Source organism: Aureliella helgolandensis, from assembly GCF_007752135.1.
GTDB classification, from domain to species: domain Bacteria; phylum Planctomycetota; class Planctomycetia; order Pirellulales; family Pirellulaceae; genus Aureliella; species Aureliella helgolandensis.
On sequence record NZ_CP036298.1, the window covers coordinates 5416718 to 5434258 of the forward strand.

The window sequence follows — 17541 nt, forward strand, 5'->3', positions numbered from 1 at the left end:
TGCCTGGCATGGTTCTGTCACATTTCTAGTGGCGGCGTCAGTTCTACGGCCATTGCCCAATCCCGATTATATCGTGGGCGCATTTCGAGTACGCGAGTCGGTGCCAGATTGTCGCTGCAAATTATTGGCCGTTGTTGATCGTCTCTTAGTCCGATTCGAAATATCGTTTTGGCGAATTGTAGTCCGTCCACGGGATCAAGTGCGACGTCAATTTCGAAAGGAGCAATCCCGTGACTGTCTATCCACGTCACTCCGAGGAGCTTGATGCGGTCACTCGCTGCCTGCGAGATTTCAAGATGGATTACGCCATCGGACCACCAGCGGTGAAGGCTTTTGGGGCCGTACATGATACATTCGCAAACGTACCATTCGAGAAGATCGGCAATTTCACGCTCGACGATTTGGCGACTCGCGGCCAATGACACTTGAGTTGTAAGCCAACGACGCAATGCTAGCACTAGTCTTGTTTCAATCGACCACCTTGAGGGTCTGTTTGTAGGGTGATTGCAGACAGGAACCTCAGCGTGAAAGAGTGGCGAAATTAACACCATTCCGAGACATGACGCGTTCTGCAAAGTTCAGCCGCTATCGAAACTGGCGTGTAATGCTTGGTTTCCGTATGACAGCCAGGTCAGCGGCTTTCATTCATAGTCCTCTTTGAACGCTTCGTGCATAGAAGAATTTTCATCGGGATGGTCGCGCCAGTATAGCTTCCATTGTCGCTCTTGGTGTTCCCTGCGTTCTCGTTCAAGGATCGTTTCATCGGAATCAAGGAGTCCATTAACCAGCCCCTTAGCAACGACCAGTGTTCAGAGCCACATATTTCCGCGCATCGATTTAGCAAGCCTTAAACTCCGTGGGGAGAAACCGCCCAGTGGTGACTGGACTTGGCGGACTAAGCGTCAGCCAGTCAGGAATTATCGTTATCGGATGGACTCACTGGCGGGACGTTACGATCAACCTCAGAGGCATCGGCTAAATTCGCATGTGCGATTCTTGCCTTATGAAAAAGCGTCACAGTGAAATACGCGCATACTGCAGTCGCGCCCACGCCGACGGTGAATTTTGTGATTCCGCGCGCTCCGGAAAGCTCGCTGATTCCGTTCCACCAGGCTGCCCCAAACAAATCGGCGCATCCTGTAGATTGCTGGCTCATACTTGTACATATAGCGGAATATTTACCTAATGAACTGACGCACTCGGTTTGACTTCGATTTTGCCTGCATCAGGCCGGAGCATTGTGGTGAATGGTCGCTACGCTTGTATAAAACCAAAGATAGTCTCTTCTTCGTCATCCTCCAGATCACCGAAGTAGCCGTCGATTGCTTGAGCATCGCTTAAGTTGGAAACTGAAGCTGCAGCGTTCGCGTTCAAGCGGTTGATGACTAGCAGAGCGTCGATGGGGGAGACGTGGCCATCGCCGTTGGTGTCCCGCGCCATGTCGCCTTCTTCTGTCGACTCTGAGTTCAGCAGGTTGATTACTTGAAGAGCATCGCTCGGTGAGATGTAGCCATCCCCATTAACGTCCAGCGGATCGTAAACAGTGATTTGCGGAGTCGCGTGTAAGCTAGCTTCCCCCTCACCGGTTGGGCCACCAATCACAAAGTAGGCAACTTGCTCGGTCGTGTGATTGCGCTCTGAATCGCGCATTTGATCTTCATCGATCGACAGGGCAATGGTACCGCCGCTCGCAGACAGTGGATTGCTGCCCATTAAGGCTGCCCAGCCGCCATCGGTGCCGTCCATACCAGCCGTGCTCATGACGGCTGTCGAAGCACCTGCAGGAGTCGCTGCTGAGTACTGAAACGTGCCATTGCCCACGCCACGGATTGTGTCTGAGCCAACGCCAGCAGTAAACGCCTGTCCATCGATCAAGCCACCATTTGTCGACTCGATCACAAAGTAGCCAAGCGTCTCCCTGACGCGTGCTGCATCCGTGTCTTCGCCAACGTGCTTACCGATATTCAGCGAGCTCGAATTCGCAGGACTCGTGCGTCTGTTGCTACTGGACCAGAAGACGGACCAATCTTCGTCGTTGGTCGACATGACCTGACCAACAACGACGGGACTAGTGTAGCTCTGCTGGTAACCTTGTGAACCAATTTTCCAGCCGTCTGCTTTGCCACTGGTTGTTGAGGCATCGACCCTAACTGCTTCTACTTTATATTCGCCCGGCACATCGTAGACGCCCTCTTCCATGGCGACAAAATGCACGCCACCGCTAAAAGGAGTTGCTCCAGCATTGTCGACGCGGACATCGAACGACGACGCTGTGACGTTGCTGATCCGTACAACGCCAGGACCGGAGCCCGTGTTGTAACGAGGCGTGGCAACAATCACGGCTGAGTTGTAGTTCTTGGCCAAATTGACCGTTTGCCAACCGCTGGTGACACTGCTGATATTGCCGTGCGACAAATTTGGGCCACGGGCAACCATACGAACGTCCAAGCCAACTGTAACCAGTCCACTGCTGCCGCCGAAGGCATCAATGGCCTGATAGGTAAAACTATCGCTGCCAACGAATCCAGCGTCAGGGGTATACGCAAATGAGCCGTCTGCATTGAGAGTCAGTGCACCTGAGCTTGGACCTGCTACGACGATAGCAGTTAGTGGGTCTCCGTCAATGTCGGTGTCGTTCGCCAGTACGCCGGGAGCATCAATCGTTAGCGTGGTGTCTTGATCCTGCGAGTAACTATCGACAGTCGCGAATGGGGCATCATTCACGAGCGTGACCGCTACATCAACAGTAGCTGTCGAGGCATTTCCCTTGGTGTCCACGATCGTGTACGCAAAACTATCGCTGCCGTTGAAGTTGGCCGCAGGCGTGTACTGAATTTGACCACCCACGATGGCTGCCACGCCGTTGGCCGGCTGGTTGATGGATTGGATGCTAAGAGTATCACCGTCTGGATCGCTATCATTAGAAAGGACGCTGAGCAGAAGTGAAACATCTTCTGCAGTGACTGCAGTATCGTCGTTCGCTGCTGGTGGATCGTTTTGCTCCACGACAGTCACTTGGACGTTCGAGGTTGAAATCCCACCATAGCCATCCGTGATGGAATAGCTGAATTGATCGCTTCCGAAGAAGCCGGTTGCGGGCGAGTATGTCAGCGTGTTGTTCGCATGGATGGTAACCGTGCCATTGCTGCCGTCGCTTATTGAACGGACGCTTAGTGTATCGCCATCAACGTCAGAGTCATTCTCTATCACGCTAAATGTGACGGGCGTGTCTTCGGAAGTTGTCACCAAGTCATCGACGCTAACTGGCGCGTCATTGACGGAATTGATGGTCACATCAACACTTGCTGTTGCTAAATCGCCAGCTGTGTCGGTGACTGTGTAAGTGAAGCTATCGGAACCGTTGAAGTTGGCTGTGGGAGTGTACTGCACTTGCCCGCCAACGATCACGATTGCTCCGAAAGTGGGCTGAGTCACCGAAGCAATGCTAAAAGCATCCCCGTCAGGGTCCGAGTCGTTGGCTAACACGTTGATCAAGACTGCTTGATCTTCGCTCGTTAGGCCACTGTCGTTGTTCGCCACCGGTGGCTGATTGGAGTCGTTCTGCAGCAGGCCAACTAAACGAACATTATCAACGTTTGCATCCTCGCTAGAGCTACTTACTTTTGCAGAGAAACGAAAGCGGAAGTCTTCCACAAAATACTTGTCTGCCAACTCGAGATCATGCGTAAGCCAGGTGTTCTCAGGATCGGAGTTTCCATACAGGAAACCGCCCGGAGCGGCTGCCCAGGCTTGACCGTCGAATAGATCAACGCGAAGATACTCGCCACGATCAAAACCGCTCTCGATCAACCAATCGAAACTGAGCGTTGCCACCGCTACGCTGGACAAGTCGATCGGTTGCGAGACGGTCAGCGTAGCGTCGTTGGCATACCCATCGACCTCGGCCGAGTATTTGCCGTCAGTGGCACGCTGCCTCGAACGAAACCAGTCGTTCTGGTAGTCTTCTACCCATTTGCCGTTCCACGTCCCAACTTCGAATGAATCTTCGAATAACACGACTTCTTGAAATACCTCGAAGCTGACCGTTGTTGGTTCGCTGTTAAGCTCTCCATCGCTGATACGGTAGGTCAAACTGTCATTGCCAACGAAGCCCGGATTCGGTGTGAAGGAGAAGGAACCGTCTAAGCTAATCTGAATCGTGCCATGACTTGGCGGCGCGAGCAATTCTATCGAGACAGTGTCGCCGTCGGGATCAAGATCGTTAGCTAACAGCCCCTCAGCGGCAGGAACTTGTAACGTACGATTGGGAAGCAAATACTGGTCGGCAAGGGAGACGGGCGCGGAGTTCCCGCCGCCGGTACCTTCCGAGATGTCGATAACGGCGACATAGCCATCATCGTCGCCCGCGCTGTGGATGCCTCCCACCGCCGGGATCGTTGCCGATTCTTCGAACGAGCCAGCAATCACGAGCATCCCATCGGGGCGATGCGCAAGCCCCCTCACCTTGTCATACCTAGTCCCGCCATATTTGCGAACGAACGTGGGATTTAGCTGCGGATCCAACTTGGCAACGAAACCATCCTGCGCTCCGTCGGTAGTAGAAGTCAGGGATTCACCAGCAATTTCAATGGTGTCGGAAAAATAGCCACCAATGAAAACGCCATCGCCAGTAGCCTCCACTGACGAAATAATGGCTACCGAATTGTCATCACCGATGCCAATCGATTGTTGTAAGTTGCCGGCAAGGTCCAATGAAAAAACAAAATCGTCACCGAGAAGAGCGCTGCCGGTTCCGTCTGCTTGGTCAATCCCCAGGTCGCCAATGAGATACAAATTGTCGCCATGGTGAGATAAGTATCCAGCGTACTGATTCATCGGCAATTCGTACTGGCGAGCGAACTCCACGTCAAAGGTCGTTGTCAACGCGGCGAGAAAAATATTCCGACTTTGAGGGTTGGAAGCGATCACCGTCCCGTCCAGGGAAAGATCTCCATCGAACCCAACTGAAACGTATAAACGCCACGCTGCGGGATCTTGCCCAGGGTTGACAAGCTCTAGGACGGGGCTTCCCAGGTAACCGCTGTTCAGTTGGTGGTAACCGAGAACTTGCCCATCGCTTGCAACTTTCACGATCGCCCGCGAATCGCCAACAGGTAGTGCGGGTACGGTTTGGTTACCGATTGTCCCACCTTCCCGCATGATCTGGCTAAGATAGACGTTGCCTAACGGATCGACTGCTAGAGAGTCGTCGTCCAGCTTTCCGGTTTCGGTCAGCCCGAATCCTTTGACCCACTCAAAGTCACCGGATGTAGCATCGAGTCGCAAAAGGAATGATCCAAGCCCGCTGCCGATTTGGTGGACGGTACTGTTCGTGGTTGCGTCGTCGGGGTCGAAATCCCATAAATCATAGAAGTTGCCTGTGACATAGACTCCGCCAGCGGCGACTTGCACATCTGCCGGTATCGCGTTTTGTGCACCCGGTTCGCTTCCATCCTGCCCCTTAGCGACTTGACTCCACAACAAGTTGCCAGCCGAGTCAAACTTTGTAATAGCCAGCCCATAGCCAGTTAGTGGCACACTGGCTAGATCTCGGTTGTCCGCATAGGTTGCATCAGGATCCAGGTCAATGGAACCTTCGAATCGCGACACGGCATAGACATTGTTGTTCTCGTCGGTTGCGACTTCGGCAGCGTAGTCGAATCCGGAATCACCAAACGGCTTGCCCCACCCCATGTCCGCTGCCAGCAGGAGTCTGCCTTCCAATGTCTCACAGAGCACTTTTCGTCGATGGCCCCTTAGCTCCTTTCGGAGCGTCGCTTTGCAATTCAATTTGCGAGAGGTCTTGTCCCAAATCCGCCGTAGAATCGCCATGCTTTACTCCAAGTATTTCTTAGTGTTCTAGGCAGAGGCATAAACCGCACCTGCGACCTCCGCGTTCTGCCCGAATCGTGGGTAGCTTGGTCGCTACAGATAGTCCCGCACTAAATTGAAGAGCGGGTCGCCAAGCCGAAAAGAAATTTAGGGAATATGATCCTGCGAGGGGAAAAACGCTGCTGCCGGCCGCATCTTAGACCAGAGTTCCACGCCCGCACTCCAGGAAGCGTCTAATTGGCGTCAATGAGTTGTTGAGCTTCGGAAACAACATGCTCGAAGTTAGGCAGATTTTCTTGCTCCATGGAATCTGCTAAGTTGGCCACAGATTCTTCTCGATTGCCCAATTGCCAATGGGCCATGGCAATGAACAGCTTTAATGGAGCCTGGGCATCGCCTTTCGCCTCGAGGGCTTTTGTCACGGTAGCGATCGCATCCTCAAAGTTCCCGTTGCGGTACTGAGCCATGCCCAAGGTAGCTAGCAAATAGGCATCGACATTGCCTGAGTAGGCCTGAAGGGCCGTCCGTGCAAGCTGCAGGGCTTTCTCTGGGTCTCGCAGATCTTCCCTTCGCGCGTTGGAAAGCACACGGGCAAGATGTTGATGTGCCTCGAACCGGCCAGGGTCCCGTTCGATCGATCGTTCAAGCAAGTCGATCACTTCTGCCTCATCGATCGCATCATTGGGGAGAAAGTACCACAGTATCTTTGCCAACCCCAAAAATGTAGTCGCAGGCACATGATTGACATCTGAGCCAGGGACATCCAACTTGATTGCTTGCCGGTAGGCTTCTACTGCAGCTTTATGTCGCCCTAGGTGATGTAGAACCTGAGCTTCGGCGGCTCGGACGCCAGGAAGGCCAGTGTCTAGGCGAACCGCTTCTTGAATAACCTCGTGAGCAGTTTCTGGATCGCCGGCAATGCCAAGATAGACGCACAGAGTCATTAGCATCCTGGCTCGTAGGACGGGATCTTCCAAGCCATTGGGATCTGGAGCCCTCGATTTCTGCCAATAAGATTTGGCATTCGCAGTGTCTCCCTTAGAAGCGTTCCGGATTGCATGAACAAGGTCGGCCTGCGCGTTCAATCTCTTCATCTGTACAGTCGAACCTGCGACGTTTTGAGCTCCGTTGCTTTCTGACTCTGCCTGCAATAGGCTCGCTTCCTGCCAGCCCGAAGTTTCGTCCAGCCCCCAGACGCCGAATTGTTTCAAGCGGGATTCGATGGCCTCCAAATTCCAAATATTTGTCTGGCCGTTCGACAAGGCCACCGCCAAACGCTTTCCATCACCAGAAAAACACGCCCTGGTTACGGTTGATTGCTCTCTAGGTAGACTGTACTGCACCCGTCCAGACTCAAGATCGACTAGGCTCAATCGATCCGTCTCGGTATGGACGCACGCGAGCATTCGTTTCGTCGACACGGATAGCATCCCATCCGAAGTCAACTCCGGACTCGTGCGTCGAATAGTATCCAGGCGAGTCCGACGAAGCACCTTGCCGGTTGGCCAATCCATCACCGCCAAGTCGGCATTCGCGTCCAGGAAAACAAGCTCTTCGCCACCGTCTATAAACTCCAAACTCGGATAGCCATATCGAGCGGTGCTAATCTTGGTGAGCCGGCTTTCCCCCAGCGTCCAGCGAAAGATCGTCGCTGATGGCCGCGGCTTGTCCCAGCACAGAATCGCGGCTTCAGTGCCAGAGGGATGGATCACCAATCCAGCAACGCGTCGGGCAGCAACTCTGAATACGTCATTTGGCATAATCCTTAGACCTTCGGCGTCGCGACTAACGCTATAGGTTTGAAGCAGCCCACTGTTTTCCCAAACTCCTGGAGAATAGCCCCATCCCGCCGCGACCAGTTGACTATCGTCAGGTGTGAATGCGGCTGCAAAAGCCGAGTAATTGGTATAGAACTGAGATATCTTCTCACGGTCCTGATTGAGGACATAGCTTTCCCCCAAAGAATGCAATACCGTTAGCCGACCGTCGCCGCTGACCGCAATACGCTTGACAGCCCCAGTCTTGACCGAGTCACTCTTAAGTTCGCCACTCTCGGTGTCGAGTGTCAGCAGTTGCTCATCTTCTGATGCGATCTGCAGAGTCTGATCATCGCGCGACCAGCGCATGTCCGCGACCCCAGAAGCCGTTCCAGCGAGCGTCAACTTTTCTGGCGTCACACCAAACGACCAGGCCAATACCTCTCTACGCAGCTTCTGATCACCACTCCTTTTCGCATCAGAATACTGGACGCAAATTACCCGCTTGCCACTTTCGTCGAAGTAACCGTGCCTGATTTGTGAAACCGATAGCGACGCGATGCGTTTGCAATCCTCAATGGACCAAAGCTCAACTCCCTTTCCATACTGTGTAGCTACGAACATCGGCAGTTTGGGATGGAAGTGGATATGCGAATAGCGATTGCCTCCGATGCGGACTTGTGTTGTACAATCGGGCAACGACCAAACGGCGAAACCATCGTATCCGGCGGCTCCGATGTATTTCTGATTGGTGGAGAATGCTATCTGGTCTGGTGTGGAAACTCTCAGGTCAAGGTTGCCGATCAAGGACGGCGCCGGATCCGCTTGCTCGAAAACGTTGATATCATAGTCAGATGACAACCTGTCGGGTTGATGCACGCTTGATGTAAAATAGCGTTTGCCCTTCCTTGGAGAGGTCGGGTTTTCGGCGTGATACTCGGGAACTTCTTCCGGCTCCAAGGATAAGAGTTGGTTGCCAAGCGGATCCCCCATCCCTTCCATCAGAATTCCACGCACTCGGAGACGGATCTCCTCGTTGCCGTCGACGGCCATTGCCTCTTTGAGCAATGGGTCAACCGTTTCGCGATAGCCGACGGCGCCCGCCTCTTGTCGCGCACTAGCCTGTTCGACCAGAGCCTGAGCAAGCCGGACATTTGCCTTTTCCATCCGGTTCTTGGCATCATCGGCTAGTTGATTTGCGTCGAGTCGTTGTTGTTCCTTGACGACCAAGAATTCCATTCGTTCGCTTGCCAACTTCTTCTGGCCAAACGCAAAGACAACTGCACCAATCGAAATCGTGAGCAGAGCCATGAGTGCGGCTGCTGTCATAGCGAAGGCAATCCGATGGCGACGAATCGCCTTGGACATTCGATAACGCAAAGTCGGCGGGCAGGCCAGAACTGAACTACCGGCAAGAAATCTGTCGATATCCTCGGCAAACTCACTAGCAAATTGGTATCGGCGTCGACGATCCTTCGCCAGCGCCTTCAAAACAACCCAATCAAGCTCTCCACTGATGAGTTTGAGCTCACGGGTTTCATATCGACGCTGGTCTACGACTGTTGGATCGTCACTTGCGCGCAGCGTGCTTACACGGAAGCTCGGACGCGGAGGCTCCGATTCACAGACCAGTGCACGGAATTCCTGGATACCTTTTTCAGCAAGTGTCTCGCGAGTAAACGGTGTTTCGCCAGTGAGGAGCTCGTACAACAGAACGCCAAGTGAGTAGATATCACTGCGTGTATCGACGTCTTGTTCACTGAGCTGGATCTGCTCAGGGCTCATATAAAGTGGCGTGCCAATCATCTGACCAAAGGCGGTGTAGATTGTCGCGTCCGTCAATTGGCTGTGCAGCGCCTTGGCAACTCCAAAATCAATGACCTTCGCGATAGGCTGGTCGTCCCGTATGGTAACCAATACGTTGGACGGCTTAATATCCCGGTGGATAATCCCCTTGATGTGTGCATGTTGCACCGCCATGCACGTGTCGCGGAAAATTTTCAGCCGTGACGCCATTGGCATCCGTTGGCTGGTGCAAAAAGTCGTAATGGGGATGCCACGGATCAGCTCCATCACAAAATAGGGTCGGCCGTCTTCTGTGGCACCACCATCGAGCACTTTAGCGACATTGGGGTGATCCATCATCGCCAGCGCTTGGCGTTCAGCTTCAAATCGCGCCAGCACCTCTTTAGACCCCATCCCAGGTTTGACAACTTTGATGGCAACTTTGCGACGCACCGGCTCGATCTGTTCGGCAACGTACACGACGCCAAAGCCGCCTTCGCCGAGAATTTCGCGAATGCGATACCGCTCACCAGGGATTCGGACCTTAGCGTAAGCAATCGAAGGCTCTTGGCCTGACTTGAGTGTAGGATCGAGCTGAGGAGCATTCTGGCGGCGTAGCTCAGAGGAAATCTTGTTTCGCAAACCGTCAGAAGCGCTCGGACCATCAAGTCCGCCATGATTGTCTGCGAGCAATTCGAGTGAAGCTGCGGCGCTTCGAATCCTGTCAGCGTATTCGGGGTACCGCGCGCAAGCATCCTCGATATCCGGGCGTCCATTCGCCAGCACTTGTTCGACGAAATCATCAATGATCGAATCAATGATTCTCTCGGCGGTTTCATTGGCATTTGCTAGTTTTTGATCGTCATCCGAATGCATAGTGCACTTCTTTGCTATGGGACCAACGCTATTGGCTTTGCCCTTTATCAACCTGCTCATACAGCTCAGCAAAATCGGCCAAGGCTCTACGTTGTCTTGATTTCGCGGCCTCAGTCGACGTGCCTAGTATTTCCGCACATCGCCGCATTTCATGTCGCTCAATGAATCTTAACACGATGATCTCCCGAGCTTTTGAGTTGAGCCGGTCGAGTGTCTGACGAACCCTTGTTGTGCTTTCCTCTTTGATTGCAAGTTGAGAGGGGCTATCTAGCCCCCCGGGCACAAGCCGGATCAGCTGGCTCACTGACGCATCCGTCGCTGCTAAGTGTTGTTCGCGATACACGTTTCGCTTCTCAGCTCCACGATGCATTCGGTGCGCGTCGATAACACGCTCGCGTGCAATCTCACGCAACCAAGGAAATAGTGCGATCTCGGGTATTTCCGACTTATTTTTAAGCTTCTTGACCGCGACCATCCAGGTTTCCTGTACCAGATCCGATTCGCTAACCCGCCTAGCAACGAGTGGGTCTAGGTACGAACTAACGATTCTGTTCAGCGGCTGCGCATAGCGAACGCACAGACTTGCAAGCGCACCATCGTCGCCACCGAGATACCGCCTTAGTAACGAGGAATCGGAATCTTCGCAGTTATTCTGGTCGCTCGAGTCCATAGTTTGCTGCTTGCAAGAACGAAAAAGAGGCCTTAGTTATATCCCGTAAGCCTTTCTCCCGCGGGTCTCAAGAAAACAAAGAATTATTGAACTCCATTCGATCTTGCCAAACATTGGACGATCCACGGTCTCGAAGACTCCTCCGAATCGACCAGCGTTGTCGCAGACCGCAGCAGTTGCGTTATGAATTCGATAACAAAATTTCCCCAATCATTTCCAATGCTCCCAGGCAGCGGTTCGCCCCCTAGCAGGCCGCGGCATTGGCGCAATCAGCCCCATTCCCATTCGCGATCTGTCCGATCTCAATGGCCCTTGACGGTTACGACACGGTGCTGGAATTGCAGCGGCCACGGCAGCGGATCGGCAGCCCCCTGGGAGCTCTGGTTGCTGAAGTAGTTGAGGCTGCCCCCAAGCTCCGACATCATCTCAGATTTAGATAGTTGACGCTTCAATATTCGTCACACGGTCGTCACCAATCGTTTATCCGGTGAACCTTCTTCAATTTCGGCTGGGGCCCTACAACCAGTTCGCAGGGTTGCGTGCTCCAGCAAGAACTCTAGGATCTTGTCTACTGGGGCTGAACAATGTGACTCCTGAACTGTCGTTTCAACACACCCGCAAGGAATGAATAATGCAACGAATACTATCGATCACACTGGTTTGGTTGGCTGCCTCCTCGGCCATGGCGCAGCAATACTCAGACATCAAGCTGAATCCAGGTGAACGAATTATTGCAATCAATGGAGTGCCATACACCGGAGGGGTCGTAACAGCGGCCGCCACTGCGACGAGCGGCTCAGGCGTGACGGACAGCAGCTTGCACGAGAACGAAGCCACGAATATCGTTGGCCAACTGGTTCAAACTGGACAGCCGTTCAGCCATACGCCTGGTGCGACGGCGTTGCAAAAAGCAAACTACGAACGACGGCTCCAAAGACAGGGGCCACTGCTGCCTGACCCTCAACTGCAACAGCTAGCATTGGAGAAGGCAACCATTGCTGCCCAACGTCGCCATAAGAATCATATTGGCGGATCGCTGGGTGGGGCAAGTTGTGAAGGCGTGGCCCACACTGCAGGACGATTTCTCGCTTGCTGCCTGGACAAACCTGGCACTCATGGCGGGGCTGCGATGGTGCAGGGTGCCGATGGGTGGTACTGCTGCCTGCTGGTCAGATAGCCATCGATCGCTGCGCTGTCGTAGCATTGCCTGTGACTCTAGACTTCACGATTTGGAACAATTGTAAAAAGGTGCTGACGAGTCGCTGGCAATCTAGGCAATTTTCCGCAACCAGATTCCGGACACCGAAGCGAACCTGCTTGTTAACCCGATTCGTCCGGGAGAGCAGAGAGCGTGAGCATTTTGGGCTAGATTGGGTCCAAGTCGACGGATGGGTGGCGTGGCAAAATCGTGGAAGCGTCCGAATCGTTGTTAAAAGTTGAAAGGTGGTCTCCCAGAAGGCAATATATTGCCTTCTGCATTTTCCAATTTACGTCGGTTACCGCCGACGGGGAGACCACCATGACTGAATCTAGTTTGTTGCGCGAGCTTGGGCAAGTTTCGAACGCTGAAGTTGGCGAAGTGTTTCGCGAATTCTTACGGGGCTCGATCGTGAAGATGGCCTGTGAGGTAATGGCTGCCGAAGTGGCTGAACTGTGCGGCCCAAAGCATGCCCCGAGCGATTGTCGGACCTATCGAGCTGGTAGCGCCGCGGGCCGCATCTTGGTCGAAGGGGAACGGGAGTCGGTGACGCGTCCGCGAGTTCGCGAGCGTCAGGAGGCGGGTGGAAGCCGCGAAGTGGAGCTGATCAGCTACGCCTCCGCCAACGATCCTGAGCAGCTGGAGAAGGCTGTAATTCAAGCGTTGATGTCTGGGGTAAGCACTCGTCAGATGTCTGTAGTGAAGCCGAAGTCGCCAGGCGTAAGCCGCTCGAGCGTCTCGCGTCTATGGCAAGAGGCGGGAACACGATTGATCGACGAGCTACGCAGCCGTGATCTGTCGGGGCATACGTGGTGCATTCTGATGCTCGATGGTATCCGGCTAAGCTCAGACCAGACGGCAGTGGTTGCTCTCGGTATTGATTCTGAAGGCTGCAAGCATGTGCTCGACTTTGCGCTGGCAGTAGTGAAAATGCCGTTGTATCCAATGAATTGCTGGCTCGCTTGGCCCGTCGCGGCTTTACTTGCTCGCAGCGATTACTGGCAGTCCTGGATGGCAGCGATGTGCTTCGCAAAGCGGTCAAGGAGCACTTCCCCGACTCGGTCATCCAACGCTGCTTAGTTCACAAGGAACGCAACATTCGTGGCAAGCTATCGAAGCGTCATACGGGTGAACTCGCTCGGCTGTTTAGACGACTCCGTAGCGTGCAGGGTTATACCGCCGCACAAGAGGTCGTCGGCGAGCTAGAGGCATTCCTTGAGCCTCTCAATGCCGAAGCGTTTAAGAGCCTTCATGAGGCCGGTGAGGACCTGCTAGCCCTTCACCGACTCGAAGTGCCAAACACGCTCCATCGTTCACTGCTAAGTACCAACGCGATTGAGAACTCCTTCCTGAACACGCGTCGCCGCTTGGGGCGTGTAACACGATTCCGAGCCGACACGGATCAGGCGAGTCGCTGGCTGTCCTACGCACTGCTTGAGGCCGAAAAGGGGTTCCATCGAATCAGCGGCCACAAGGAACTACCTAAGCTGATTGCCGCCCTAGCGAGAGAACACGCGGCTACACCAACAAAGCCGCCGTCGGGGCCCGTGCCGTCGCCTACGGCTCCGGCGACGGCACGGGCCCCATCACTTTAGTTCCATCACCTGTTTGATCCTTAAGACCTTTTCCAGTACCCTTTAGCCAGCGAGACCACCAACAGTTTTAACAACGCAAGGGACATCCCCAAAACAAATGACTAAAGTGATTGCAAAGCGATGGCGTTGGCATATGGGCTTGGCAGCCAATCGCTTCAAATGCCGTAGAAAATATCGAAATATAACTACTGCGAAAATGAAGCCAAGAATGTTGACGACAAGAAAGAAGAGAAGGAGCCCAATTGGCATTCCAGGCGCCATAACGGGCTTTCGAGTTGTAGTCCAATTGACGATTGCATTTAGATAATTGCGGGCGGTATGGAAAAATTGTACCCCGGCAGCAGGTGCAGTACTGCTCCATAAAAACCAACCTCGACAGATTGGAAACTGCACGGATAGAAACCACCCAGCGTTGGCAACGCTACCCACGGACTTGTAATGTTTTTTAGATCCCTGCCGAACAAGGTCAAAAAAACAACGGACTGGCGGCCACCCACGATATCGGAAACACTGAGGCACAGAAATCACAGAGTTTTTCGACTCAATGTTGCAAGACTTTGCCATCATCCGGTGGTGGCGATGAGCGAGAAGTGTCATGATTAGGATGAATAAAAACTCGAAAGCGAACCCTCTGAATGAGCTAGATACCGTTAGAAGATGGCTCTGAAGTATCACCTGGGCGAGAACAGACATCTCGATTGATTGCGAAGCTCTGACGAAGGACTTTCCTCAGTATGCCGACGAGCTGGCGAGTTTTCTCGAAGATCGCCCTATTGCTGCCCGTCCGGTCGGATTCTTCACTCGAACGATCCAGTGGATTCGCAGACGGCCCGTGCGGGCAGCGACGCTGACAATCGCGTTGCTGGCCACGACGATACTCCGCGAAGAGATTGACTGGAGACATAGTAATTTTAATAGGAGTTGCGTTTGAGCCAGAAGGATCCATATGTCGCGAAACGAGCGATCGGCTACACGCTTGCGGGGGCACTAGCTGGTGCATTTGCGGGAGCATTTTTTGGCGAAAATGTAAGGTACTGGGTTGAGAGACTCGTCGAAATACCTTGGTTACCAACCGATCGCCTCGCATATGCCATCATCGGAAGTCAACTGTTCGGTATCCTGGGTTTGATTCGGGCAATCAAGCAAGGACGAGCTTTGGAGATCCGGCATGAACTGGCCGAAAACTTGGACCTGCAATTCAAAGCTCGTCTTCCTGGTTCCATCATGGATGATCTTGCGCGACTTTTCGATTCGTATGAAGTCTCGGATTTCAGGAATGCGTATATCGGCTCTCATCACGGTTTTAATTTCATGGTCATCGAGGGGGTCAGGGAAAGAGATGACTTGCCACAATTAGCTGCAATTGTAGGCGTCGCATGGTGTGGGGCTCTGCATTTCCCCCGATGCATCGTCTTGCCTAAGCAATCCCAATCGTGGCTAGATTGGGTTAAAAACGGACTTATAAAGAATGCGTTCGGTACAAAAGAAATTGAATGCAATGTCGTACCCCAATTCGCGAGCCGCTATCGTGTCTTGGGACAGCGTAGTGAAGCGATCCAAACTCTTCTAAGCGCATCTCTTCAAAGGTTGTTGCTAACCTCCGATGACTGGCAATTTCGAGCTGGTGATGCCTGCCTCGTATTGTGGCAACCTAATCGCAAGTCGCTTGACGAGATAAGCGTTCGCCAGTGGCGGCAACACCTGCATGCTGTAATTGAAGCAGTCAATGAATCGATTCAACCATTCAGGATGGTAGACGATCGTGTAGCTGAGCTTCACACGCGTGGTACGCTTGAGTGCACTGCTGGCACCGAAGCAACGTCCGCTAGCGGTCCATTGATTGCGCCCGAAATTATCACCGGAGAACCCTTCGAGCTATCGGCTGCAAACAACACGAATTTCGAACTTCGTCGGAATCCGTCAGCGACCGACGGCGATGTCTTGTTGCGATACTTTCGGTCAAAGCCTCCGCGGCGCTGTTCGTTGAGACATCGATTTCTGCTTGGGTTGTCAGGAGCTTTTCCTGCTATGATTGGCCTATTCTTCTGCCTAGGCTCAGTTCCACTCCTTTACTTAGGTGTTAGAGAGATCGCGGCAAGGGGGCAATTCTTACCTTTTCTCTTCGCAAGTATTTTACTCATGGTTGGGACGACTAGCTGGGAATTGTCGATGGCCTTCAGTCGCATGACGAAAAGGCTCTTTAAGCGAGGACTCTACGCTGAAGCCGAAGTGTTGAGTATCGAAAAGTCGTCCAACTTGTTCACCAACCATCCAAACATCATCAGGCTACGCTACGCTTATGGCATCGAGAAAATTGTCGGTGAAGTCCATTTGGCAGAACACGAACTGAAGAAATTGTTAGTGGCGATCGAGACGACACCGAGCGTTCCGCTGTTGTTTGACCCTCGAAAGCCACAACGATGCTTGATTCGCCAACAAGTTTTACATGCGTTTGGACTACGTCATTAATACGTTGGATGAAGTGAATGCAAATGAGTCTACGTTGTCTTCGCCGCTGTGAGCGTTCTGTGAAGTACATCTTGACGTTGGGTTTAGTTTGGAGGGATTTGTTTCCTCTGAATTGAATTGGAGAGTCGAGATGACTAAGGCGAATAGGCCGTCTGAATTGGAAGAATTCTGGCGATTGGTGGTAAATGAGCAGCAGGCAAGTGCGCATTGACTCACGGTTTGGGTTACCGAACTGCTATCGTTGCCTCATTGGAAATGTTACCCAAATGAGGACCGATCGATGGACAGAAATCAAAGAACAAGCCTTGCAATTGCGTTGCGACAGCGATACCAAGAGTCAAGGAAGGCAGAGAAATCTAGCATCCTTGACGAATTCGTAGCCGTTACAGGTTTTCACCGAAAGTACGCAACCCGAGTCCTGCTCGATCCTGCAGCCGAAATCGTACCTGCGCGGTCTGTTGCATACAAAAAAGTTTATGACGAAGCCGTCAAAGAGACTTTGATTGTACTTGGGAAAGCCTCGGATCGGATCTGCGGAAAACGCCTCAAAGCAATCATTCCGGTCTTGCTTGCCTCGTTGGAAGGCCACAATCGACTGAAGCTAGATGCTGAAGTACGTGAGCGTGTGTTAGCATCCGTGTCCGTGTCTCACTACGTGTTTATGTGATTGAGATGCTTCGACTCTTGAGTTCTTCCATTATTTTTGGAACTAATAACATCAGTCCATCGTTGTTAGCAGTCGTTTTTACGACAACTGTCTTTCTAAGATCCACCGAGGTCGGCAGCAAAGACAGTGGTTTCCACTGAGGCCGCGATGGCGTTGGTTCTTACGCATGGCACATGACGATCCAGAGATTGCAGACACACATCGCGAGAAGGAGATTTTTCATCTGGGATTTCCTTTTGGTTGAAATTAGAATGCGGTGATGCATACGACATCCAAGTCCCGGATTAGACAATCCTCTCCAGATTCGCATACGTCACGTCTCCAGTCCCTCATTATGTCACATCCCCTGTTGATACACTGGAGTGTTCTGTGCAACTCGGGAGCTATTTTGCAATACAATGAGTTCCGTGCGTTACTGCACCACCAGCGCGCAGAGCAGCCGCGACCATCACGGCCTCAGCGATTTCTTCATCTGTATTGCCCGCTAGTTTCGCCCGTTTGGTGTGAATCTCAATGCAGTATGCGCATTGAGTAGTCAACGCAACGGCAACAGCTATCAGTTCCTTGGTTTTGGCAGAAACCTTGCCGTCGGCGAGCGCGGCTTTGTCGAATGCTACAAATGCCTCCCATGCATCCGGGGCTAATTCGGCGTATTTGTTGAGCTGCTGCATCTGTTGCATATCATACATGGA

At 52.8% G+C, this 17541-nt stretch carries 8 protein-coding genes and 1 pseudogene; 5 read left to right on the forward strand and 4 right to left on the reverse strand.

Annotated elements, in window-relative coordinates; genetic code table 11:
* The first annotated feature begins 230 nt into the window (after positions 1–230).
* A complete protein-coding gene (locus Q31a_RS18810) occupies positions 231–422 on the forward strand; it encodes a hypothetical protein (RefSeq protein ID WP_145081345.1) in 192 nt (63 codons plus the stop codon).
* Positions 423–1254: 832 nt separating this feature from the next.
* On the opposite strand, the gene Q31a_RS18815 is transcribed toward Q31a_RS18810, so the two are convergent.
* The 3 genes from Q31a_RS18815 to Q31a_RS18825 all read right to left on the reverse strand — a co-directional run bounded on the left by Q31a_RS18815 (position 1255) and on the right by Q31a_RS18825 (position 10920).
* Complete coding sequence (locus Q31a_RS18815) at positions 1255–5832, reverse strand: Ig-like domain-containing protein (RefSeq protein ID WP_145081348.1); 4578 nt, start codon at positions 5830–5832, stop codon at positions 1255–1257.
* A 233-nt stretch (positions 5833–6065) separates the two neighbouring features.
* Positions 6066–10250: a protein kinase domain-containing protein gene (locus tag Q31a_RS18820; protein ID WP_197355395.1), complete on the reverse strand. Its 4185-nt coding sequence runs from the start codon at positions 10248–10250 to the stop codon at positions 6066–6068.
* Positions 10251–10278: 28 nt separating this feature from the next.
* Entirely contained in the window at positions 10279–10920 is a 642-nt protein-coding gene (locus Q31a_RS18825) for a sigma-70 family RNA polymerase sigma factor (protein WP_145081354.1), read from the reverse strand.
* 631 nt (positions 10921–11551) lie between these two features.
* Between Q31a_RS18825 and Q31a_RS18830 the strand changes: the two genes are divergently transcribed.
* From Q31a_RS18830 to Q31a_RS18845, 4 genes and pseudogenes are all read left to right on the forward strand, one after another.
* On the forward strand, positions 11552–12097 hold the full coding sequence (locus Q31a_RS18830; protein WP_145081358.1) for a hypothetical protein: 546 nt from the start codon (positions 11552–11554) through the stop codon (positions 12095–12097).
* A 249-nt stretch (positions 12098–12346) separates the two neighbouring features.
* Positions 12347–13713 (forward strand): annotated as a pseudogene (locus tag Q31a_RS18835) (IS256 family transposase).
* 927 nt (positions 13714–14640) lie between these two features.
* A complete protein-coding gene (locus tag Q31a_RS18840; RefSeq protein WP_145081361.1) occupies positions 14641–16182 on the forward strand; it encodes a hypothetical protein in 1542 nt (513 codons plus the stop codon).
* Between the two features lie 280 nt (positions 16183–16462).
* Complete coding sequence (locus Q31a_RS18845; RefSeq protein WP_145081364.1) at positions 16463–16849, forward strand: hypothetical protein; 387 nt, start codon at positions 16463–16465, stop codon at positions 16847–16849.
* A 383-nt stretch (positions 16850–17232) separates the two neighbouring features.
* Here the strand turns inward: Q31a_RS18845 and Q31a_RS18850 are convergent, their stop codons facing one another.
* The gene (locus Q31a_RS18850; RefSeq protein WP_145081367.1) at positions 17233–17538 is read right to left on the reverse strand and encodes a carboxymuconolactone decarboxylase family protein; all 306 of its coding nucleotides are present in this window, start codon (positions 17536–17538) and stop codon (positions 17233–17235) included.
* Positions 17539–17541: the final 3 nt, after the last annotated feature.

What these genes read in the sequence shown, in the direction of transcription:
- Q31a_RS18845 (WP_145081364.1), top strand. Translation starts at nt 16,463, where the DNA reads ATGGACAGAAATCAAAGAACAAGCCTTGCAATTGCGTTGCGACAGCGA.
- Q31a_RS18815 (WP_145081348.1), bottom strand. Translation starts at nt 5,832, where the DNA reads ATGGCGATTCTACGGCGGATTTGGGACAAGACCTCTCGCAAATTGAAT.
- Q31a_RS18850 (WP_145081367.1), bottom strand. Translation starts at nt 17,538, where the DNA reads ATGTATGATATGCAACAGATGCAGCAGCTCAACAAATACGCCGAATTA.
- Q31a_RS18820 (WP_197355395.1), bottom strand. Translation starts at nt 10,250, where the DNA reads ATGCATTCGGATGACGATCAAAAACTAGCAAATGCCAATGAAACCGCC.
- Q31a_RS18830 (WP_145081358.1), top strand. Translation starts at nt 11,552, where the DNA reads ATGCAACGAATACTATCGATCACACTGGTTTGGTTGGCTGCCTCCTCG.
- Q31a_RS18825 (WP_145081354.1), bottom strand. Translation starts at nt 10,920, where the DNA reads ATGGACTCGAGCGACCAGAATAACTGCGAAGATTCCGATTCCTCGTTA.